Here is a 21,717-nt window from a genome sequence, read left to right as displayed (position 1 = left end):
CCTCCCGCAAGACCGGGTCGATTGCCCCGTCAGCCGTCTGTCCTGGAACTGCTCAGGTCCGCCACCACGTCGACGATCAGGTCCTCCTGGCCGGCGATGGCCTGCCGCCGCCCGAGTTCGAAGAAGACGTCGCGCGGGTCCACTCCGGCGGCCTCGGAGAGTTCGACGACCCGGTGCTTGAATCCGGAGAACACCCCCGCCAGACCGCTGACGATGCTCATCGAGGCGGTCACCGGCGGCGCGGGCATGAGTTCGCGCTCGGCGAGGTCGGCGGCGTCCAGCAGCGCGTACAGGTCGATGCCCGTGGCGAACCCGCTGCGCTCCAGCACCGGGACCAGCACCTCCAGCTGGGTGTTGCCCGCCCCCGCACCGAAGCCGCGGGCGCAGCCGTCGACGATCAGGGCGCCGGCCTCGGCGGCGGCCACCGAGTTGGCGACGGCCATGCCGAGGTTGTTGTGCCCGTGGAAGATCACCGGGGTGGTGCCGACCGCCCCGGCGATCGCGCCGATCCGCGCGGTGACGTCCGCGGGGAGGAAGTGGCCGGCGGAGTCCATGATCCCCACGGCCTGCGCCCCGTACCCGACGGCCTGCGCGGCCTGCTCGGCCAGTTCGCCCGGGGAGAGCATGTGGCTCATCATCAGTACGCAGTGGGCCTCGGCGCCGGCGTCCCGCAGGAAGTCCAGGTGCCGCTCGGCCAGCGAGGTCTCGCTGGCGTGCACGCCGATGCGGACGACGTCGGCCCCGTGGGCGATCGCCCGCCGGAGGTCGTCGGAGGTGCCCCAGCCGGGGAGCATGAAGACCCCCATCCGGCTGTGGCGCAGCGCCTCCCGGACGGTCGACAGCATCTCGTCGTCGCTCACCGCGGCCGGTCCGACCTGGAGCGAGGAGGCGCCCAGGCCGTTGCCGTGGCCGACCTCCACCACCGGGACCCGCGCGGCGTCCGCCGCCTCCGCGTAGCGGCGCAGGGCGGTCGACTCCAGCCGGTGGCGGACCGCGTGCTGGCCGTCCCGCAGCGTCGGGTCGTGGATCACCACGTTCTTCACGGGGTCGCTCCTCTTCCGGCCACCCGGTCCAGCCGGGTCGCGTACTGCTCGGCGACCATGACGGCGGCGGAGTTGATGATGTCGAGGTTTCCGGCGTACGGCGGCAGGACGTCGCTGTGCGCCATGACCTGCAGGGTGATCGTCACCCGGTCGCCGACCGCGGTGCAGGCGGCGACCTCGTACCCGGGGGCGAAGGACCGCACCTGCTCGGCGGCCTTGTCCGCCACCGCGCGCACCGCCGCCGCGTCGGCGTCGGCGATGCGGGCGTGGACGGCCGTCCGGAAGGTCGCCGGCGGCACCGCCGGGCTGATGTTGAGGATCGCCTTGACGTCGGTCACGCCGGAGAACGCCGTCACGGCGTGGCCGGTGGTCGCCACGTACTCGTCGAGGTTCAGCCGGGTGGCGCGGCCCGCGACGTCGCTGGCCACGGTCGAGACGACCTCGACGTACGTCACCGGGAACGCGGCCGCGAGCGCGTGCACGACGGGTACGGACGCCTGTCCGCCGCAGCTGATCAGGTTGACGTTGCGCCCGGCCGTCGCCGACACCCCGGTCACGGTGGGCGCCACCATCCGCCCGATCTTGCTGGGCGTCAGGTCGATCACCAGCGTCCCGAGCGGCTCCAGCAGCGGCCAGTGCTCGCGGTGGGAGGCGGCGCTGGTGGCGTCGAAGACGATGTCGAACGGGCGCTCGGCCGCCAGGACGGCCCGGATGCCGCCGGCGGTGGTGGGGTAGCCGAGGCGCTCGGCGTACCGCAGGCCCTCCGACTCCGGGTTGCGGCCGGCCACCAGCCGGCAGTCCAGCGCGGGCGACCGGTCGATCTTGCTGACCAGGTCCCGGCCGATCGCGCCGGTGCCGACGACGGCGACCGTCGCCGGTTCGGCGGTGTCCGGGCGGGCGCTTCCCAGGCCCGCCGCGAGACTCATCGTGCGCCCCTGGGGCGCCGCGGGCGGCGGGCCGGCGCGGGCCGCGGGAGGTGTGGGCGGGTGCCGGCCGTACGGCTCGCCGCGTCGGGTTCGCAGGTTCCCATGAACGTCGTCCTCACCCTTCGATGTGCGCGGCTGCTCGTGGCAGCCCTGGCTGCGGGCGCCCGGGGCTTCACCGGGATGTGCGCCCGTTGCGGGCCGTGTGCCGACTGGTCGGCCACGGCGCCTCCGGTGCGGCCGCCGGCCGTGTCGCCGCCGGTGGACCGCCGAGAGGCGACGTGCGGGGGGAGGCGGGGCGCGGCCGTGCGACGAGAGAACGGGAGAACCGGGACCGGCCGGCCGCGAACCGTGGCGCCGAAACGATTCTTCTCGGGCACGGAACAGCGTCCTGGCACAGTGTGCGAACCCCCCTCGACGGCATGCCTTCCCCCTGCGGACACCGCTGCTGACTGCCCGTTCAGCGCCCAGCGGCGGCGAACATACCAGAAGAATGTATGGCTCAAACCCCTCCCGACGGAATGGGATTCGGTCCGCGCGGCGCGGCGGCCCCCGGCGGGGGGAGCGGACCCCGCGGTTTTCGGGCGCGCGTCCCGGCGCCCGTCCGCGCGGCCCGGCCTCCCGGGCGAGGGCTCCGCGGCCGGCCGCCGGCGGAGCCGATCTTCACCCTCGACGCCGCCGCGGGCGCCGACTATCCTCGGCAATCCCGTACGCCTGACCGTACGGGCCTCGGCGGGTGGCGACGGACTGATGGGGCGTCGGCGGCGGGGCGGCGGATCGAAGGGGGAGGCGATGGACTGCCGGCCGCGTCGCTGTCGCGTGGTGTCATGAGCACGTCGGCGACTGACCGGGCCCGCCCGCACCAGCCGCGCCTGGGACGCGACTTCTCCCGGCTGTGGTGGGCCGCCGCCGTCTCCTCGCTCGGCGACGGGGCCACCATCGCCGCCGCCCCCCTGCTGGCCACCCGGCTGACCGACGACCCCCGCCTGATCGGCGCCGCCTCGGTCGCCTTCACCGCGCCGTTCATCCTGTTCGGCATCCCGGCCGGGCTGCTGGTCGACCGCGTCGACATCCGCGCGATGATGGTGCGCGTCGACGTCGCCCGGGCCGTGCTGCTCGCGGTGCTCGCCCTCGGCGTCCTCGGCGGCTGGGGCGGACTGCCCCTGCTCTACGTCTGCATGTTCCTGCTCGGCGTCGGCGAGGTCCTGTGCCGCAACGCCGCCCAGGTGCTCGTCCCCTTCCTCACCCCGCAGGCCGGGCTCGCCACCGCCAACGCCCGTGTCATGGCCGTCCAGGAGGCCGGCACCGGCTTCGTCGGCCCGCTCGTCGGCGCGCTGCTGTTCGGCGTGGCGACGGTCCTGCCGTTCGGGGTGGACGCGGCCACCTTCCTGTGCTCCGCCGTACTGGTCAGCCGCATCCGGCGCACCCGGCCGGTCGAGCCCGCCCCCGACAGGGCCGGCGTGCTGTCGGAGATGCTGGCCGGCGCCAGGTGGCTGTACTCGCACCACCTGCTGCGCAGCCTCGCCCTGGTGTCCTGCCTGATCAACCTGGCCGGGAACGCGATGCTCGCCGTGCTCGTGGTGCACAGCGGGAAGGTGCTCCACCTGGGTCCGTTCGGGTACGGCGCCATGCTCGCCTGCCAGGCCGTGGGAGCCGTACTGGCCTCGCGGTTCGCGCCCGCCCTGACCGGGCGCCTGGGCCGGGAGGGGGCGCTGGTCGCCACCGCCGCCCTGATCGCCGTGAGCGAGACGGTGCTGGCCGCCGTCCCCTCGGTGTACGCGGCCGGCGCGGCCCTCGCGATCTTCGCGTGCGGGACGGTGACGTGGAACGTCGTCGTGGTCGTCCTGCGGCAGACCCTGGTGCCCCAGCACCTGCTCGGGCGGGCCAACAGCGTGTACCGGCTCGTCGCCTGGGGCGGACTGCCCCTCGGCGCGGCGGCCGGCGGCATCGTCGCCGCCGAGGCCGGCACCCGCGCCGTGTTCGGCGCCGGCGCGGCCGTCATGGCGGTCGTCGCGGTGGCGCTCCTCGCGGGTGCCCGCCGCCAGTGGATCACCCGCGCCGAACGGGGCGCCGAACCGGCCCCGGGGCCGGCCGACACGGACTGAGCGGGCGGCCGGCGCGCCGCGCGGCAGTGCGCCGGCGTCGCGCCGTACGTGCGGCCCGCCGCGGAGAGGACATGCGATGACGACCACGAACCCGCCCGTGCCGCCCAGGTCGCGGCTGGGCCACGTGTACGGCGGGGAACTCGCCGGACAGGCGCCGGGGGGCCGTCCCGCGGCCGCCGCCCGGGAGTCCGCCGCGCTCGCGCTGGCGTACGGGGGCCGGCTCCTCGACGGCCCCGCCTTCCTCGGCGAGGCCGAGCGGCGCGCCGTCGTGCGCGACCTCCACACCGTCTACGGGCTGCTGCGCTCGCTGCCGGAGCGGGTGTTCGGCGGGAGCGTCGCCGCGCTGGCCGCGGCGGTCGGCATGGACCCCCTGCAGTCGGCGCTGGTCACGCGCAGCGCCCGGAGCGGGGTGCTCCTCCCCCTCGGCCGGGCCGACCTCTACCACGACGGCACGGGGTTCAGGCTCCTGGAGTTCAACATCACCAGCGCGCTCGGCGGCTTCGAGAACGCCGACATCAACCGGGCCATGCTGGCGTACCCGCCGCTCCGGGAGTTCGTACGGCGGCACCGGCTCCGCTACCGGGACACGCTGGACAGCATGGCGCGGACCGTGCACGCCGAGTGCGCCGCGACCGTCCCCGCCGACCGGCCGCCGGTCGTCGCCGTGGTGGACACCGCGGAGAACTTCTCCGCCGTGGGGCCCCGGCTGCGGGTGCTCGCCGCGAAGCTGGCCGACCACGGGTTCGAGGGGATCGCCTGCCACCTCGGCGAGTTCACGTACCCGAACGGCCGCCCCACCGTCTCGGGCCGGGCCGTCGACGTCGTCCTCCGGTACTTCCTGGCCGAGGACCTGGCCGACCCCGCGGCGGCGGCCCTGCTGGAGCCGCTGCTGACCGCGGTCGAGGAGGGCCGGGTGGGCCTGTGCAGCCGGCTGGACGCCGAGCTGTACGGCAACAAGGGCACCCTGGCGATGCTCTCCGACGACCGGCACCGCGACCTGTTCGACGCCGCCGAACTGGCCTGCCTCGACCGGCTCCTGCCCTGGACGCGGTACGTGCGCCCGCGCGTCACGGACCCCGGCGGCACCGAGGTCGACCTGCTCGCCCACGCCCTGGCCCACCGGGACGAGCTGATCCTGAAGCCGACCCTGCTGCACGGCGGCAACGGGATCACCGCCGGCTGGAAGGTGGACGCGGCCGAGTGGGAGCACCGGATCGCCTCGGCGATGGACGGGCCGTTCGTGGTCCAGCGCCGGGTCCGCCCCGTCGCCGAGCCGTTCCCCGACGGCGCGGGCGGCGTGCGGGAGCTCTTCCCCAACTGGGGCGTCTACCTGGGCGCGCACGGCGCCGGCGACGACGGGTACGCCGGGGGCTTCGTACGGGCCAGCGCCGATCCGGACGCCGGGGTGGTCGCCATGGGCAGCGGCGCACTGGTCGGCTGCGTCTTCCACGGCGGCGACCGCTGATGCGGGCCCCCGGTCCGCGGCGGGTGCGCGGCGCCCGCGCGGCGGCGTTCCGGCCGGTCGCCCCCCGGGCCACCCGGCCGTCCACGGGCCGCGCGCCCGGGGGCCCGTGGACGGCCGGCCCTGCCGCGGTCCCCGCGTGACCCCCGTACCTCCCCCGCCCGCGCCCCCTTCCGCGCCCTCGCCGTCGCCGGCGGTGGCCGGTTTCCCCGATGTCTTCGCACGCACCCGGCGGTTCTCCCTGGGCCTGCCGGGCCGGTTCACGGTCTCGCCGGACGGCGCGCGGGTGCTCTTCGTGCGGACCGGGTCGGGTACCGACCCGGTGAGCCGGCTGTGGCTGTTCGAGGACGGCGCGGAGCGGCTGCTGGCCGACCCGGCCGCGCTCGGCGGGCCGGGCGAGGAGTCGCTCCCGGAGGAGGAGGGGGTCCGGCGGGAGCGGGCCCGCGTCACGTCCTCGGGGATCACCTCGTACGCGACGGACCGGGCGGCCCGTCTGGCGGTGTTCGCCCTCGGCGGCGCCCTGTGGGCGGTGCGCACGGGCGGCGGGGAGCCGTGGCCCGTCCCCGCGGCGGGCCCGGCCGTGGACCCGCGCCCCTCCCCGGACGGCTCCCTCGTCGCGTACGTGACCGGCGGCGCCCTGCGCGTGGTCGGGACGGACGGCACGGGGGACCGGCCGCTGGCCGTGCCCGAGGCGCCGGACGTGACGTACGGGCTGGCGGAGCACGCGGCGGCCGAGTCCATGGGCCGGCGGCGCGGGTACTGGTGGTCGCCGGACGGGGACGCCCTCCTGGTGGCGCGCGTCGACCAGGCGCCCGTCGCCCGCTGGTACCTGGCCGACCCGGCGGACCCGGCCCGGCCGCCGCGCGTCCTGCGCTACCCCGCGGCGGGCACCGCGAACGCCGGGGTGACCCTCCACGTCGTGGGCCTGGACGGACGCCGCACCGCGGTGCGCCCGCCGGCCGGGGCGGACCCCGGGGAGCACCCGGAGGGCGTCTGGACGGACCGGCGCTTCGAGTACGTCACGGCGGCGGGCTGGGACGCGCACGGCCCGTACCTCGAGGTCCAGACCCGGGACCAGCGCACGGTCGCGCTGTTCGCCGCCGACCCGGCGACGGGCGCCGTGCGGCCGCTGGACGTGAGGCACGACGAGGCGTGGGTGGCCCTCGTGCCGGGCACGCCGCTGCGCACCGCCTCCGGGGCGGTGGTCGTCCCGCACGTCCGGGACGGGACGCGCGCGGTACGCGTCGGCGAGGTGGTCTCGCCGGCCGGCCTGCAGGTGCGGGAGGTGCTGGGCGCGGTCGGCGAGCGCGTCTACCTCACCGGGGGCGAGGAGCCGACGGAGAGCCACGTGTGGGTGTACGACCCCGGGGGCGGCGGCCCGGCGTTCCGGCGGCTGAGCGGCGAGCCGGGGGTGCACACGGCCGCGGTCGGCGGGGACACGCTCGTCCTGGACGCCCTGACGTGCGGGGGCCGCTCCGTGCCGGTGCTGCGCGGCGGGCGGCCGGCGGGCCGGATCGCGGTCCTCGCCGAGACCCCCGCGGTACGGCCCCGCGCCCTCCCGCTGTCGCTGGGCGAACGGGCGGTGCGCGCCCACCTGCACCTGCCGTCCTGGTACGACCCGGCGTCCGGGGCGCGGCTGCCGGTGCTGCTCAGCCCCTACGGCGGGCCTGGGGTGCGGCTGGCGGTGCGGGCGCACGGCTGGTGGAGCGCCGTGGCGCAGTGGTTCGCCGAGCAGGGGTTCGCCGTGCTGATCGCCGACGGGCGCGGCACGCCGGGGCGCGGCCGGGACTGGGAGGTGGCGGTGCGCGGCGACCGGCTGGGGCCCGCGCTGGAGGACCAGGTGGACGCGCTGCACGCGGCGGCGGAGCGGTGCCCGGCCCTCGACCTGGGGCGGGTGGCGGTGCGGGGCTGGTCGTACGGCGGGTACCTGGCGATCGGGGCCGTGCTGGACCGCCCCGACGTGTTCCACGCCGCGGTCGCCGGCGGCGCCCCCGCGGACCGGCGGCTGTACGACACCCACTGGGAGGAGCGGTTCCTGGGCCACCCGGACGTGGAGCCGGGGAACTACGAGCGGTCCTCGCTGGTGGGGCGGGCACACCGGCTGACCAGGCCGTTGATGCTGGTCCACGGGCTGGCGGACGACAACGTGGTGGCGGCGCACACCCTCCGGCTGTCCGCCGCGCTGCTCGCCGCGGGCAGGCCCCACACGGTGCTCCCGCTGCCGGGGGCGGCGCACCTGGTCACCCGGGAGGAGGTGGTCGCCAACCAGCTGCGGCTGGAGGCGGAGTTCCTCCGGAGGTCGCTCGGGGGGTGACCGGCGCGCCGTCCCCGTCCCGTCCCGCCCCACGTGGAGGGGGCGGGACGGCCCGTCAGCCCTCGACGGCGGCGCCGGCCTCGCGCAGGGCCTCCACCGCCGCCCTGACGGAGGGGCGCCGGTCCGCGTCCGTGCGCCACACCGCGTAGATGTGGCGCCGCGTCTGCCGGCGCACCGGGACGAGCGCGACGCCCTCGGGCACGGGCCCGCGGCCCAGCCGGGGCGCGACGCACACGCCGAGACCGGCCCGGATCAGCGCGAGCTGCGTGTGGTGCTCGCCGGCGAGGTGGGCGATGCGCGGCTCGATCCCCTTGGAGCGCAGGGTGAACACGAGCCAGTCGTGGCAGAACTCGCCCTCCGGCCAGGAGACCCAGTCGTCGTCGGCGAAGTCCTCCAGGTCCGCCTCCGCGCGTCCGGCGAGCGGGTGGCCGGCGGGCACGGCCACGTCGGCCGCGTCGTCCAGGAGGACGGCGTGGGCGAGCCCCCCGGGGACGGGGAGGCGCTTGTTGCTCCAGTCCAGCACCACGGCGAGGTCCACGTCCCCCTCAGGACGCGGCGGATGCCGTGTTCGGGTTCCAGTTCGCTGCTGCGCACGCGCAGTTCGGGGTGGCGGGTCCGCAGGGTGGTGATGGCGCGGGGGAACAGGCCGCGGACGGCGGTCGGGAAACCGGCCAGCCGCACCTCCCCCACCACCCGGCCGCGCTGGGCCTCGATGTCCGCCTTGGCGAGCGCCACCTGCGACAGGATGCGCGCCGCGTGGTCGGCGAGCAGCCGCCCGGCATCGGTGAGGCGCACGCCCCGCCCGTTCTTCGCCACGAGCTGCTGGCCCACCTCGCGCTCCAGCTTGGCCAGCTGCTGGGAGACGGCGGAGGTCGTGACGTGCAGGGCCTCGGCGGCGCCGCTGACGGAGCCGTGCCGGGCCAGGGCGTCGAGGGTCCGCAGGCGCTCCAGGTTCAACATGTAAGAGATGCTAACCAAACTGAAAAAGAAAATCTCACTTGTCCTAAGAAGTTCCACGGTACAGGCTGGTCGCCATGAACGCAGCGACCCCGTCCCGAACCCCTCGGCGGGCACCCGCGACCCCCGGGGCACCCGACGCCGGGGCCGCCGCCGCGCCGGTCCCGGTGCCCGCCCGTGCGCCGCGCGTCGACTGGCGGGTGCGCTTCGCGGTGCTCGCCGTCGTGTGGGGCTTCAGCTTCCTGCTGATCAAGGTGGGCACGGCGGCCTACGCGCCGCTGCAGGTGACGTTCGGGAGGCTGCTGTTCGGCACGCTGGTGCTGGCCGCCGCCATGGCGGTCCGCCGGACGGGGCCGCCGCGCGGCGTCCGGACGTGGGCGCACCTGGCGGTGGCGGCGTTCTTCCTCAACGCCCTGCCGTTCTCGCTGTTCGCCTTCGCCGAGTTGACGATCTCGTCGACCCTGGCGGGCATCTGCAACGCCACCTCGCCCCTGTGGGGCATGGCCCTGTCCCTGGTGGCCCTCTCCGAGGACCGTCCGACGCGGCGCCGGGTCGCCGGCCTCGGCCTGGGCTTCGTCGGCGTCCTGACGGTGCTCGGCGCCTGGCAGGGCTTCTCCGGGGTGGACGTGAGGGGGACCTCGCTGGCCCTGCTCGCCTCGCTGAGCTACCCGGTCGGCTGGATCTACGTGCGCCGCACGCTGGCCGGCCGCGACGAGTCGCACCTGTCCCTGACCGGTGCGCAGTTGATGCTCGCGACCGCGCAACTGGCGTTCGTGACGCCGCTGTTCACCGACCTGCCGACGGCGTTCCCCCCGGGCCCGCTGCTGGCGGTGGTCGCGCTCGGCGCGCTGGGCACGGGCTTCGCGATGCTCGTCCAGTACGGCATCGTCTCGGAGGTCGGCCCGACGACGGGCCAGATGGTCACGTACTTCATCCCGGTCATCGCCACGGCCGCCGGGGTGACGCTGCTGGGCGAACGGCTCACCTGGAACACCCCGGTCGGCGCGGTGATCGTGCTGGCGGGCGCGGCCCTCACGCAGAGCCGCCGCGGCACGCCCCGCCGCCGCCCGCGCGGGGCGGCAGGGGGCTCAGCGGTAGGAGCGTGCCGGCGCGGGCCCCGTCGCCGCCGCCACGGCCGCGGCGAGGGGCTCGACGTCGGCGCCCGACAGACCGGACACGGTCAGCCGGACGGCGGGCGGCGACACCAGCCGGAACCGCGCGCCCGGCGCGACCGCCCACCCGGCCTGCAGCATCCGCGTCACCACGCCCGTCTCGTCGGCCACCGGCACCCAGACGTTCATCCCGCTGCGTCCGTGCGCCCCGACGCCCCGCTCGCCCAGCGCCCGGACCAGCGCGTCGCGCCGCTCCCCGTACGAGCGCGCCACCGCCCCGTGGTCGACGGCACCGGTCTCCCAGAGGTGCACCACGGTCCGCTGGAGCAGCCGGCTCACCCACCCGGGACCGAGCCGCTGCCGGCCGAGGACCCGGTCGACGGTGGTCTCGTCGCCGGTGAACGCGGCGACCCGCAGGTCCGGCCCGTACGCCTTGGCGACCGACCGGACGAGCGCCCACCGGTCGGTGACCCCGCCCAGCGGGTGGAGCGGCACATCGACGACGCCGTGCCCGTGGTCGTCCTCGACGACCAGCACGTCCCGGTGGCGGCCCAGCACCTCCCGCAGGTGCGCGGCCCGCTCCGCGCCCACCGCGGCGCCCGTCGGGTTCTGCGCCCGGGCGGTGACGACGACCGCCCGCGCGCCCCCGTCCCGCAGCGCCCGCTCGACGTCGCCCGGCATCGGCCCGTCGTCGTCGACCCCGACCGGGACGACCCGCAGCCCCAGCGCCGGCACGAGGTCGAGCACGCTGCCCCATCCCGGGTCCTCGACCGCGACCGCGTCACCGGGCCGCAGGTGCGCGGCGAGGACGCGCTCGACGGCGTCCAGCCCGCCACCGGCCACGCCCACCGGCCCGGCCGGCACCCCCTCGGCGTCCAGCGCGGCGCGCACGAGCCGGGCGAAGTCCTCGTCCACCGGGGGCTCCCCGTACATCACGTGCCGTGCGTCCTCGCGGCGCGCGGCGGCGGCCAGCGCCGGGCCGAGCCGCGGCAGCAGGCACGGATCGGGGTCGCCCCGGCCCACGTCCCGCACCCCTTCGGGAGCCTCCACTCCGACGGCGTCCCGCGCGGTGGTCGCCGGACGGGGCCGCACCCGGCTCCCCCGGCGCCCGGCGGTCTCGATGACGCCCCGTTCCCGCAGGGTCCGGTAGGCGGACGCGACGGTGTTCGGGTTGACCCCCAGTTCCACCGCCAACTCCCTGACCGGCGGCAGGGACCGGCCCGGCCGGAGGTCGCCCGAGCCGACGCCGCGCTCCACGCTGGCCGCGATTTCCGATGCACGGCGCCCACTGATCCTATATTCTCCTAGCACAAAAACCATTATGTACTAGAACAATGGAGGCCGCAATGCCGGAGACCGCCACGTCCGCAGCCCGGGCGCCGGGGACCCGGGGCGCGTACGAGCCGACCGACCTCACCGTCCCGACCCGCGGCCGCCCGAGGGCCTCGTACGACCGGGAGCTGGTCCACGCGATACTCGACGAGGCGTACGTCTGCCACCTGGGGTTCGTCCGCGAGGGCCGCCCCGTCGTGCTGCCGACGCTGTACGGGCGCGTCGGCGAGCGCCTGTACGTCCACGGCTCGACGGGCTCGCGGCCCCTGCGCATGGCGGACGGCGGCACCGGCGACGACCCGGGCCTCGCCGTCTGCCTGACGGTGACGCACGTCGACGGACTGGTGCTGGCCCGCTCGGCGTTCCACCACTCGGTCAACTACCGGTCGGTCGTGGTGCACGGCACCGCCCGCCAGGTGACGGACCCGGACGAGAAGCGGGGCGCGCTGGACGCCCTGGTCGACCACGTCGTCCCCGGCCGCTCGGCGGACTCCCGGCCCGCCAACGCCAGGGAGCTGGCCGCGACCGCCGTCCTCCGCCTCGACCTGGCGGAGGTGTCGGCGAAGGTCCGCACCGGCGGTGTCAACGAGGAGCCCGAGGACCTGTCGCTCCCCCACTGGGCCGGGGTGGTCCCGCTGACCACCCGGTACGGCACGGCGATCCCCGACGAGGCGCTGGACCCGTCCGTCGCCCTGCCCGATTACCTCGCCGCCCTCTGAGGGAGCCGCCCGCCACCTCCCGCGGCGCCCCCGGAGGCGCGGCGGGCCGGATCCCGCGGGGAGGAGCCGCCCGCGGCGAGCGGTGGCCGGCGGACCCTACGCGGCGGCCCCGCGGGCGGGCGGACGCTCGCCGGCCGCCGCGGGGCCGGAGCCCCCGGCGGGGCCCGGGGCGCCCCCGGGCGCGGACGACTGGGCGATGAGGGCGCCGACCAGGACGAGCGCGCCGCCCGCGATCTGCGGTGCCGCCAGGTGCTCGCCGAGCAGGACCCAGGCGAGGACGGTGGCGACGACCGCCTCCAGGCAGGCCACGACCCCGGCGACCTGCGGGGAGAGCCGGCGCACGGAGACGACCCCGGTGACGTAGGCGACCACGGTCGCGACGAGCACGATCCAGCCGACCAGCAGCCAGGCGGGCGCGGCCGTGCCGTCCAGGTCGGCCGTGCCGGCGAGCACCCGCCAGTCCGCGTTCCAGGGGCGGGCCACGACGGTGAGGACGGCGGCACCGGCCAGCAGTCCGTACGCGATGACGCCGAGCGGGGCGGCGGGCCGGGCCCGGTCACCGCCCCGGTCGGACAGGACGAAGTAGCCGACCTGGCAGCAGGCGGCGGCGAGGGCGAGGACGAGGCCGAGCACGTCGAAACCGAGCCCGGACCACACCTCGACCACACAGGCGAGGCCCGTGACGGCGAGGACGACGCCGAGGGCGGCGGCCCGGGTCACCGGCCGGCGCTGCACGTACCGGACCCAGCCGAGGAGGAGCGCCGGCGCGAGGTACTCCACGAGCAGGGCGACGCCGACGGGGATGCGGGACAGGGCTGCGAAGTAGAACGCCTGGACGCCCGCGACGGCCAGGAGGCCGAAGCCCGCGAGGAGGGCCGGCTCGCGGCGCGGCAGGTCGCGGTGGCGCCAGGCGACGGGCAGCATGACGAGCGCGGCGCCCGCCACCCGCAGCCACACCACGTGCAGCGGGTCGAGCCCCGCCTCGATGAGCGGCTTGGCCGCGACGCCTGATCCGCCGAATGCGAACGCCGAGGCCAGGGCCAGTCCCAGGCCGGCGCTTCTCACCTGAGACGCGTGCATCGCCACATCATGACAGGGCGCCGTCAGGAGCGTGAAGGCGGTCACGCCTGTTGAGACGGGTGTTCCAGCCGGGCGGCCAGCCGCGTCCCGTCGACGCCGGCGCGGGCCGGTACCTGCGCGGCCCGGCAGCCGGGGGCGGCGGCGGGCGCGGCGAGCGGGTCGAGCGGGCGGGCCCGCGGTCCGCCCCGTCCCCGCGCCCGGGCGTGCGCCTCCTCCGGCGCCACGGCCGCGGCGGGCGACCAGCCGGAGCGCCGGGCCCCCCGTGGGGGGCGCCGCTCCGGGCCGGCCCGGCGGGCTCCCGGTGCTCCCGCACCCGGGACCCGGCCTCCCCGGGACACGGGGGCGCCTCCGTGAGCCTCTCCGCGGACGTCCCCGGCGGGCCGGGCGGGCCGGGCGGGTTTCCGGTCCAGCCCCCGCGGATTGGCCTTGGCCCACGTCCTCCCCGGCCGTCTACGGTCGTGCCCATGCACATCCGTATCGTCGACGCCTTCACCGACCGCCCCTTCTCCGGCAACCCCGCGGGTGTCCTGCTCCTCGACGCCTTCCCCGGCGACCGGTGGCTCCAGGCGGTCGCCGCGGAGGTCAACCTCTCCGAGACGGCCTTCGCGCACCCGCTCCCGTCCGGTGGCGACGCCGACTGGGCGCTGCGCTGGTTCACCCCGGTCGCCGAGGTCGACATGTGCGGGCACGCCACGCTGGCCACCGCCCACGTGCTGCACGCCACCGGCCGGGCCACCGGCACCGTGCGCTTCGCCGCGCGCTGCGGCATCCTCACCGCGGAGGCCGCCGGGGACGGCACGATCACGATGGACTTCCCCACCTCCACGCTCACCCCGGTCGACCCTCCGGAAGGACTCCGCGAGGCGCTCGGCACGGAGGCTGTCTCGGTCCACGACACGGCCGCCCACGTCGGCGACCTGCTGGTCGAGCTGCGGGACGAGGAGGCCGTACGGACCCTGGCGCCGGACCTCCCCGCGCTGTCCGGGCTCTCCGAGCGGGGCGTCATCGCCACCGCCGCCGCGGACCCGGAGCGCGGCCACGACTTCGTTTCACGCTGCTTCTTCCCGCGCCTGGGCATCGACGAGGACCCGGTGACGGGCAGCGCCCACACCGCGCTGGCCCCCTTCTGGTCGGCCCGCCTCGGCCGCTCCGAGCTGACCGGGCTGCAGGGCGGAGGCCGCACCGGGGTCGTGCGCACCGCGCTGCGCGGCGAGCGGACCCTGCTGACCGGCCGGGCGGTCACCGTCATCGAGGGGGAGCTGCGCGTCTGAGTGCCGGCGGGCGGCACGCCGCCGGGCTCCGGGGCGCGGGCTCCTCCCAGGTCACGCCGTGGGCAGCCACCCCACCCTGCCGGCGAGCAGCGCGTACCCGACGAAGGCCACGACGTCGAGCAGGGCGTGCGCCGCGACGAGCGGCCCGACCCGCCCCCACCGCCGGTACAGCAGGACGAAGACGACCCCCATGGCCAGGTTGCCCAGGAACCCGCCGACGCCCTGGTACAGGTGGTACGAGCCGCGCAGCACCGAGCTCGCCGCGAGCGCCGCCGCCGGCGACCAGCCCAGCTGGCCGAGCCTGCGCAGCAGGTAGCCGAGGACGACGACCTCCTCCACGAGGGAGTTCTGGAGCGCCGAGAGGATCAGGACCGGGTACTTCCACCACTCCCCCGGCAGCGCCTCGGGCACTACCGTGAGGTTCATCCCGGCCCCCCGCGCCACCAGGTAGAACACCAGGCCGGCGCTGCCGATCGCCGCCGCGACGAGCGCTCCGCGCCCGAGGTCGCTCCAGGGCCTGCGGCGGTCGAGGCCGATCGCGCGCAGGCCGGCGCCCTCGCGCAGCAGCAGGTGCGCGACGAGGACGACCGGCACGAGCGCGGTGGCGAGGGAGAACAGCTGCCAGGCGAGGTCGAGCCACGGGCGGCCCGGCGCGTACGAGCCGTTGAGCGTGGCCGCCTGGTCCTTCAGCCCGCCCGGCCTCGTCAGCGCCCCGGTGAAGCTGATCAGGGACGAGACCGCGCTCGCTCCGAGCGACAGGGCCAGCACGATCAGCGTCTCGGCCCGCAGGATCCGCTGCGACCCGCCCACCGCCGGCGCCGCGGCCGCACCGGCCGTCCGTTCCGCACCCGTCCGCACGTGCGCCTCCCCTCGTGGATCCCGCGCCGTCCAGCTTGCCCGACGTCCGCGCGCGGCGCTCGGAGGGGTCCCCCGGGAGGGACCGGCGCCCTCAGCGGACGCGCCGCGCGTACGGCCCCGGGGGGTCCACGGGCCAGGTGTGGACCGGCTCGCCGGCCAGCGCCAGCTCCCGGTAGCGGCGCGTCGTGTGGGCTAGCGCCGCCTCCCGGTCGAGGCCCGCCTCCTGGGCTCGATGAAACGTTTCGACCTGCCATGAGGCACCGTTGAAGCGTCGGCGGCAGCGCTCCTCGATGATGCCGAGGCAGCGGTCGCGGTCGGCGGGCTCGATGCCCCACGCGTCCAGTCCGGCCGCGGCGAGCGGGAGCAGTTCGTCCCGTACGAGCTTCACCGCGGGCACCGCGGCCACGCCGCCGCGCCCCGGGCGGGGCCAGCGCAGTTCGGCGTCGATGCCGTACCGGCAGGCGGTGTCGAAGTTGTCGGACGCGTCGGCGAAGGACAGCCGCCTCCACACCGGACGGGGGTCCTCGGCGAGGGCGCGCACGAGCCCGTAGTAGAAGGCGGCGTTGGCGACGACGTCGTCGACGGTGGGCCCGGCGGGCAGGACGCGGTTCTCGACGCGCAGGTGCGGAACGCCGTCCACCACGCCGTACACGGGACGGTTCCAGCGGTACACGGTGCCGTTGTGCAGGACGAGTTCCCGCAGCGAGGGCACGCCGCCGTCGTCGAGGACGCGCAGCGGGTCCTCGTCGTCGCAGAGCGGCAGCAGCGCCGGGAAGTAGCGCAGGTTCTCCTCGAACAGCTCGTACGCGCACTCCACCCACCGCTCGCCGAACCAGGTGCGCGGCCGCACCCCCTGGGCCTGCAGCTCGGGCGGGCGGGTGTCCGTCGCCTGCTGGAACAGCGGCGGCCGGGTCTCGCGCCACAGCTCGCGGCCGAAGAGGAACGGCGAGTTGGCGCCGGTCGCGATCTGCACGGCGGCGACCGCCTGCGCGGCGTTCCACACGTCGGCGAAGCGCGTCGGGGTGACCTGGAGGTGCAGCTGGACCGAGGTGCAGGCGGCCTCGGGCGTGATGGAGGCGGCCGTGCAGCCGAGCCGCTCCACGCCCTCGATCTCCAGTGAGAAGTCCTCGCCGCGAGCGGTGACGACCTGCTCGTTGAGCAGTACGTAGCGGTCGACGTCCGAGAGGTTGACGAGGTCCACGTCTCGATGGGTGAGAGTGGGGAGGATGCCGATCATCACGATGCCGGCGCCCAGTTCCTCGGCCTTGCGGTGGGCGTATCCGAGGCCCGTCCGCAGCTCCTCGGCGAGCTGTGAGAAAACGTGCCCGGCGAGCCGGTGGGGGGCGACGTTCACTTCCAGGTTGAACATCCCGAGTTCCGTTTGGAAATCCCGGCTGGAGATACGCTCCAGAACTTGCGTGTTCATCATCCGGGGAAGTCCGTCGGCGCCTGCGAGATTCAGTTCTATCTCGAGCCCCATCAGGTTTCTGGGGCGGTCGAACCGTTTCTCCGCGAGCAGTCGCCCCAGCGCCTCCAGGCAGTCTCGGAGTTTCCTGCGGTACCTCTGCCGATCGGCCAGGTCGAACCTGGCTGCCACGACCTTCTCCCCCATCGAAGCATCCCTCTCGAGTGGGCGGCACGCGGCGTCGCCGCTCGGTCAGGGACGATGATGCCCCGCCCGGCCGATCCGTAACGCCCCCGCGACGAGGGCTTCGCCACTAGACTGGCGCGGTCGGCCGTCCGGCACATTCCGGAGGCATGGAACGACTAGCAGATCTCGCCGGGCGGTGTGGTGGAAAAAGCCGACGGGATTCAGCCGTCCATCGGAGGGCGACATCGCAGGCAGCGGCTTCGGACCTGGGGATGATTCAGCGGAAAATGCCCCGAACCCAAGGCGGGTTGCAGCCTTGACGGAGTTATTGGAAGCGGTTAGCGGAAACACCGCGTGAACAGTTGTCGTATAAACTCCGTCCACGAGGCTGAGACCTGGCGCCCCGGCATGGCGCCCCGGAGCTCCACGGCCCCGCCGCCGACAGCGCCGCCCGCACCCACGCAACGCTCCACCCCTCCTGTCTCTTGATTGAGAGGCGACCCACCATGCCGCTTCACGTCTCCCAGGCCCCCGCGCCTGTCCTGCACAGCGTCCTCGCGGCCCTCGGATCCCCCGCCCTCCGCGAGGCCGGCACCCCCGCGCTGCGCTCCGTCCAGGGGCCGCTCAGCGCGGAACTGCCGCTCCCCGTCCACGTCCTCGGCGTCACCGCGCCGGCCGACGGGACGGCGGGCGCGCCCGTCACCCGGCTCGCGGGGTGGAGGTTCCTGATCCGCGGCGGGGAGGTGAGCCTGGCCGCCGCGGACGTCCTGCGCACGGCGGGGGGCTGGTCCTTCTCGCACTTCTTCGAGGGCCCCTACCTCGCCTCCACGGAACGGGCGCTGCGCCAGGCCGAGATGTCGGCGTCGCCGTGGCAGCCGCGCCTGCTGTCGGTGCCCGAGCTGTACATGCTGACGCTGTGGCTGCACGGTGATCCGGACGCCGACCCCGCCGGGGGGCCGCCCGACCCGGCGGACGTGCTGATCCCGCTGGCGCCCGCGCCACCCGGGATCGCCGCGCACCGCCCGCACCGCGTCGCGGACCTGCTGCCGCGGCTCGCGGTCCGGCTCGTGCCGCCACCGCTGCTCGGCTCGACGGCCTGACGCCGGGCCGCACACCGCACACCGGGGCGCGTGGCACCGCCGCGCGCCTCCTGGCCCGTTCGGGCTAGTCCACCGTGACCCGGTCGAACCACCCGGAAGCACAGGCGGGTTGTGTCGAACCACCCACGCGGGTGATCCGCCCTCCGACGAGGGGAGGTGCGCCGCGAAATCCCTGCGGAAACAGGTTCGCGGGGCAACACTGGGAGGCACCGATCGAAGACGGGGGGCGGCCATGGACACCGCGTCGAGCCGCAGAACAGACTCCACACCGCAGCGAAAGAACCCAGCCATGTGCCAGCACCAGCCATCCTGCCCGACCGCCGACTCCCCCGACCGGGAAGCCGCCCGTGTCGTGGCGCACCACCCGGAGCAGGGCTGGAGCCTGCTGTGCAACGGCGTCCTCCTCTTCGAGGACACGGGCGAGCTGCTGCCGGACGGGCAGGTCATCGCACCGCACCGGCCCCCGGCGGCGGCGCGGGTCGCCAGGGCCGCCTAACCCGCTTCGGCGCCCCGGCCGTACGAGCCGGGCACGGCGCGACGGCGCCGGGCCGGTACGGAGGGAGCCGCCTCCGTACCGGCCCGGCGCCCACCGCCCTTCTCAGGCGTCGTACTCGTCGAGCGGCGGGCAGGAGCAGACCAGGTTGCGGTCGCCGAAGGCGCCGTCGATCCGGCGCACCGGCGGCCAGTACTTGTCCGCGGCCGAGACGCCCGCCGGGAAGACGGCCTCCTCACGGCTGTAGGCGTGGTTCCACTCACCGCCGAGCGCGGCCGCCGTGTGCGGGGCGTTGCGCAGCGGGTTGTCGTCGGCCGGCCAGACGCCCGACGCGACCTTCTCGATCTCGCCGCGGATCGCGATCATCGTGTCGACGAACCGGTCGAGCTCCGTCAGGTCCTCGCTCTCGGTCGGCTCGATCATCAGCGTGCCGGCGACCGGGAACGACATGGTCGGCGCGTGGAAGCCGTAGTCGATCAGGCGCTTGGCGATGTCGTCGACGCTGACGCCGGTCTCCTTCGACAGCGGCCGCAGGTCGATGATGCACTCGTGCGCGACGAGACCGCCCGGACCGGTGTACAGCACCGGGAAGTGCGGCTCCAGGCGCTTGGCGATGTAGTTCGCCGCGAGGACGGCGACCTGCGTGGCGCGCTTGAGGCCCTCGCCGCCCATGAGCCGCACGTACGCCCAGGAGATCGGCAGGATGCCGGCCGAACCCCACGGCGCCGCCGAGATCGGGCCGACGCCGGTCTCCGGGCCGGCGGCCGGCTGGAGGGGGTGGTTCGGCAGGTACGGGGCGAGGTGCGAGCGGACCGCGACCGGGCCGACACCGGGACCGCCGCCGCCGTGCGGGATGCAGAACGTCTTGTGCAGGTTCAGGTGCGACACGTCGCCGCCGAACTCGCCGGGCTTCGCCAGGCCGACGAGCGCGTTGAGGTTGGCGCCGTCGACGTAGACCTGGCCGCCCGCCTCGTGGACCCGGGCGCAGATGTCGGCGACGTGCTCCTCGAAGACACCGTGCGTCGACGGATAGGTGATCATCAGCACGGCGAGTTCGTCGCGGTGCCGCTCGATCTTGGCGCGCAGGTCCGCGACGTCGACCTCGCCGTCGTCGGCGGTCTTGACGACGACGACCCTCATCCCCGCCATGACGGCCGAGGCGGCGTTGGTGCCGTGCGCGGAGGACGGGATGAGGCAGACCGTGCGCTGCGCGTCGCCGTTGGCGCGGTGGTAGGCGCGGACGGCGAGGAGGCCCGCGAGCTCGCCCTGCGAACCGGCGTTGGGCTGGATGGACACCTTGTCGTAGCCGGTGATCTCGGCGAGGCGGTCCTCCAGCTCGTGGATGAGCGTGAGGTAGCCCTCGGCCTGCTCCGCCGGGGCGAAGGGGTGCATCTGGCCGAACTCGGGCCAGGTGACCGGCTCCATCTCGGTGGTCGCGTTCAGCTTCATCGTGCAGGAACCGAGCGGGATCATGCCGCGGTCCAGCGCGTAGTCGCGGTCGGCGAGCCTGCGCAGGTACCGCAGCATCGCGGTCTCGGAACGGTGTGCGTGGAAGACCGGGTGGGTCAGGTACGCGTCGGTGCGCAGCAGCGCCTCGGGCAGCGCGTCGGCGGTCCCGGCGTCCAGCGCCTCGATGTCGCCGCTCACGCCGAAGGCGGCCCACACGGCCGAGAGCTGGGCGCGGCCGGTGGTCTCGTCGCAGGCGACGGAGACGTGGTCGGCGTCGACGAGGTGGATGTTGACGCCGTTCCCGCGGGCCGCGGCGACGACCTCGGCGGCCCTGCCGGGCACGCGCGCGGTGACGGTGTCGAAGAAGGCCCCGTGGACGAGCTCGACGCCGCCGGCGCGCAGGCCGGCCGCGAGGACCGCCGCGTACCGGTGGGTGCGCCGGGCGATCTCCTTCAGGCCCTCGGGGCCGTGGTAGACCGCGTACATGCCGGCCATGACGGCGAGGAGCACCTGGGCGGTGCAGATGTTGCTGGTGGCCTTCTCGCGGCGGATGTGCTGCTCGCGGGTCTGGAGGGCGAGGCGGTACGCCTTGTCGCCGTCGGCGTCGACGGAGACGCCGACGAGGCGGCCGGGGAGGCTGCGGGCGAACGTGTCGCGGACGGCCATGTAGCCGGCGTGCGGACCGCCGAAGCCCATCGGGACGCCGAACCGCTGGGTGGTGCCGACGGCGATGTCCGCGCCCAGCTCGCCGGGCGGGGTGAGCAGGGTCAACGCGAGCAGGTCGGCGGCGACGGTGACGACGGCGCCGAGTTCGTGGGCGGCGTCGACCAGCGGCTTGATGTCGCGGACCGCGCCGGACGCGCCCGGGTACTGGAGGAGGACGCCGAAGACGCCGCGCTCGGCGACCTCGGCGGGGATGCCGTCGCCGAGGTCGGCGACGACGACCTCGACGCCGGTCGGCTCGGCGCGGGTCTCGATGACGGCGATCGTCTGCGGCAGGGCGTCGGCGTCGACCAGGAAGACGCCGTCCTTGACCTTGCCGACGCGCCGCGCGAGGGACATGGCCTCGGCGGCGGCGGTGCCCTCGTCGAGGAGGGAGGCGCCGGAGGTGGGCAGACCCGTCAGGTCGGCGACCACGGTCTGGAAGTTGAGCAGCGCCTCCAGACGGCCCTGGGAGATCTCCGGCTGGTACGGGGTGTACGCCGTGTACCAGGCCGGGTTCTCCATGACGTTGCGGAGGATGACCGGCGGGGTGAACGTGCCGTAGTAGCCGAGGCCGATCATCGGGGCCAGGACCCGGTTGCGTCCGGCGAGGTCGCGCAGTTCGGCGAGGACCTCGGCCTCGGTGCGGGCCTCGGGCAGCCCGAGGGCCTCGGCGCTCTTGATCACGTCCGGCACCGCGGCCGCCGTGAGCTCGTCGAGCGAGCCGTAGCCGACCTGCGCGAGCATCTTGGCACGCGCCCCGGCGTCGGGGCCGATGTGGCGCTGCTCGAAGGGGGTGCCCCGCTCGAGCTGGGAGAGCGGAATGCGGTTGGCGGTCATGTACGGGGGCCTCCTGGTCGTAGCGACCTGCGAGGGGCACCTCGGCGCGGGTGCCCGGACGGCCTCCCCCTCTGTCATCTCAACCTGAGAGCTTCGCCGCGCATCCCGGCGGGGTGGCGCGGCTTTCACCGTCGGTGAGGGCGGGTGCCGTCCGACTCCCGCCCTGCTTTCCAGAGTGACCTCGTCCGTGCGGTACAGGGGCCTGAGAGATTCCGGGGAGGATTTGCTCCTTCGGCGCCCCCGGACGATTCCTCCGGAGGACTCTCCCGCACGGGGTCAGCAGCCGTTGCCAGCCTACCAGCGAGGTCACGGGCCGCTTCCTCGAGTGGCCGACGTCACCGTTGTGCCCTTTCGTGGTGTCCGGGG

14 protein-coding genes, 2 pseudogenes and 1 riboswitch are annotated in these 21,717 nt (G+C 75.5%); of the genes and pseudogenes, 8 read left to right on the top strand and 8 right to left on the bottom strand.

Going from position 1 to position 21,717, the window contains the following annotated elements; genetic code table 11:
* Positions 1 to 29: 29 nt before the first annotated feature.
* The gene (gene dmpG / locus LUW75_RS21790) at positions 30 to 1,043 is read right to left on the bottom strand and encodes a 4-hydroxy-2-oxovalerate aldolase (RefSeq protein WP_250337118.1); all 1,014 of its coding nucleotides are present in this window, start codon (positions 1,041 to 1,043) and stop codon (positions 30 to 32) included.
* Positions 1,040 to 1,969 carry an acetaldehyde dehydrogenase (acetylating) gene (locus LUW75_RS21785; protein WP_250337117.1) on the bottom strand — a complete coding sequence of 310 codons (930 nt, stop codon included), beginning with the start codon at positions 1,967 to 1,969 and terminating at the stop codon, positions 1,040 to 1,042. The genes dmpG and LUW75_RS21785 overlap by 4 nt, the downstream gene beginning before the upstream one ends.
* A gap of 824 nt (positions 1,970 to 2,793) precedes the next feature.
* Between LUW75_RS21785 and LUW75_RS21780 the strand changes: the two genes are divergently transcribed.
* From LUW75_RS21780 to LUW75_RS21770, 3 genes are all read left to right on the top strand, one after another.
* Complete coding sequence (locus tag LUW75_RS21780; RefSeq protein ID WP_250337116.1) at positions 2,794 to 4,071, top strand: MFS transporter; 1,278 nt, start codon at positions 2,794 to 2,796, stop codon at positions 4,069 to 4,071.
* A gap of 76 nt (positions 4,072 to 4,147) precedes the next feature.
* Positions 4,148 to 5,536, top strand: a complete 1,389-nt coding sequence (locus tag LUW75_RS21775) for a hypothetical protein (protein ID WP_250337115.1) — start codon at positions 4,148 to 4,150, stop codon at positions 5,534 to 5,536.
* A gap of 193 nt (positions 5,537 to 5,729) precedes the next feature.
* Positions 5,730 to 7,847 carry a S9 family peptidase gene (locus LUW75_RS21770; protein ID WP_250337114.1) on the top strand — a complete coding sequence of 706 codons (2,118 nt, stop codon included), beginning with the start codon at positions 5,730 to 5,732 and terminating at the stop codon, positions 7,845 to 7,847.
* Between the two features lie 55 nt (positions 7,848 to 7,902).
* Here the strand turns inward: LUW75_RS21770 and LUW75_RS21765 are convergent.
* Positions 7,903 to 8,807 (bottom strand): annotated as a pseudogene (locus tag LUW75_RS21765) (LysR family transcriptional regulator).
* Between the two features lie 74 nt (positions 8,808 to 8,881).
* On the opposite strand from LUW75_RS21765, the pseudogene LUW75_RS21760 reads away from it, so the two are divergent.
* Positions 8,882 to 9,877 (top strand): annotated as a pseudogene (locus LUW75_RS21760) (DMT family transporter); the annotation flags it as partial.
* 15 nt (positions 9,878 to 9,892) lie between these two features.
* Here LUW75_RS21760 and LUW75_RS21755 read toward each other — a convergent pair.
* A complete protein-coding gene (locus tag LUW75_RS21755; protein ID WP_250337113.1) occupies positions 9,893 to 11,227 on the bottom strand; it encodes an aminotransferase class I/II-fold pyridoxal phosphate-dependent enzyme in 1,335 nt (444 codons plus the stop codon).
* A gap of 35 nt (positions 11,228 to 11,262) precedes the next feature.
* On the opposite strand from LUW75_RS21755, the gene LUW75_RS21750 reads away from it, so the two are divergent.
* A complete protein-coding gene (locus LUW75_RS21750; RefSeq protein ID WP_250337112.1) occupies positions 11,263 to 11,967 on the top strand; it encodes a pyridoxamine 5'-phosphate oxidase family protein in 705 nt (234 codons plus the stop codon).
* A 96-nt stretch (positions 11,968 to 12,063) separates the two neighbouring features.
* Here LUW75_RS21750 and LUW75_RS21745 read toward each other — a convergent pair whose 3' ends face one another.
* Positions 12,064 to 13,047 carry an EamA family transporter gene (locus LUW75_RS21745; protein WP_250337111.1) on the bottom strand — a complete coding sequence of 328 codons (984 nt, stop codon included), beginning with the start codon at positions 13,045 to 13,047 and terminating at the stop codon, positions 12,064 to 12,066.
* Between the two features lie 464 nt (positions 13,048 to 13,511).
* Between LUW75_RS21745 and LUW75_RS21740 the strand changes: the two genes are divergently transcribed.
* Positions 13,512 to 14,318 carry a PhzF family phenazine biosynthesis protein gene (locus LUW75_RS21740; RefSeq protein WP_250337110.1) on the top strand — a complete coding sequence of 269 codons (807 nt, stop codon included), beginning with the start codon at positions 13,512 to 13,514 and terminating at the stop codon, positions 14,316 to 14,318.
* Between the two features lie 51 nt (positions 14,319 to 14,369).
* Here LUW75_RS21740 and LUW75_RS21735 read toward each other — a convergent pair whose 3' ends face one another.
* Together LUW75_RS21735 and LUW75_RS21730 are read right to left on the bottom strand one after the other, a co-directional pair.
* On the bottom strand, positions 14,370 to 15,176 hold the full coding sequence (locus LUW75_RS21735; protein WP_250337109.1) for a CPBP family intramembrane glutamic endopeptidase: 807 nt from the start codon (positions 15,174 to 15,176) through the stop codon (positions 14,370 to 14,372).
* A gap of 91 nt (positions 15,177 to 15,267) precedes the next feature.
* The gene (locus tag LUW75_RS21730; protein WP_250337108.1) at positions 15,268 to 16,788 is read right to left on the bottom strand and encodes a glutamate-cysteine ligase family protein; all 1,521 of its coding nucleotides are present in this window, start codon (positions 16,786 to 16,788) and stop codon (positions 15,268 to 15,270) included.
* Between the two features lie 485 nt (positions 16,789 to 17,273).
* Between LUW75_RS21730 and LUW75_RS21725 the strand changes: the two genes are divergently transcribed.
* Both LUW75_RS21725 and LUW75_RS21720 read left to right on the top strand, forming a co-directional pair.
* Positions 17,274 to 17,867: a hypothetical protein gene (locus tag LUW75_RS21725; RefSeq protein WP_250337107.1), complete on the top strand. Its 594-nt coding sequence runs from the start codon at positions 17,274 to 17,276 to the stop codon at positions 17,865 to 17,867.
* Between the two features lie 289 nt (positions 17,868 to 18,156).
* Positions 18,157 to 18,363 (top strand): DUF5999 family protein, encoded by a 207-nt coding sequence (locus LUW75_RS21720; protein WP_284453857.1) that lies wholly within the window; start codon positions 18,157 to 18,159, stop codon positions 18,361 to 18,363.
* A gap of 102 nt (positions 18,364 to 18,465) precedes the next feature.
* Here the strand turns inward: LUW75_RS21720 and gcvP are convergent, their stop codons facing one another.
* Positions 18,466 to 21,351, bottom strand: a complete 2,886-nt coding sequence (gene gcvP / locus LUW75_RS21715) for an aminomethyl-transferring glycine dehydrogenase (RefSeq protein ID WP_250337105.1) — start codon at positions 21,349 to 21,351, stop codon at positions 18,466 to 18,468.
* A 180-nt stretch (positions 21,352 to 21,531) separates the two neighbouring features.
* Positions 21,532 to 21,630, bottom strand: a riboswitch (glycine riboswitch).
* Between the last annotated feature and the right edge of the window lie 87 nt (positions 21,631 to 21,717).

The sequence above is a fragment of the Streptomyces sp. MRC013 genome, assembly GCF_023614235.1.
Classification (GTDB): domain Bacteria; phylum Actinomycetota; class Actinomycetes; order Streptomycetales; family Streptomycetaceae; genus Streptomyces.
This window is presented reverse-complemented; position numbering and strand designations above follow the sequence as displayed.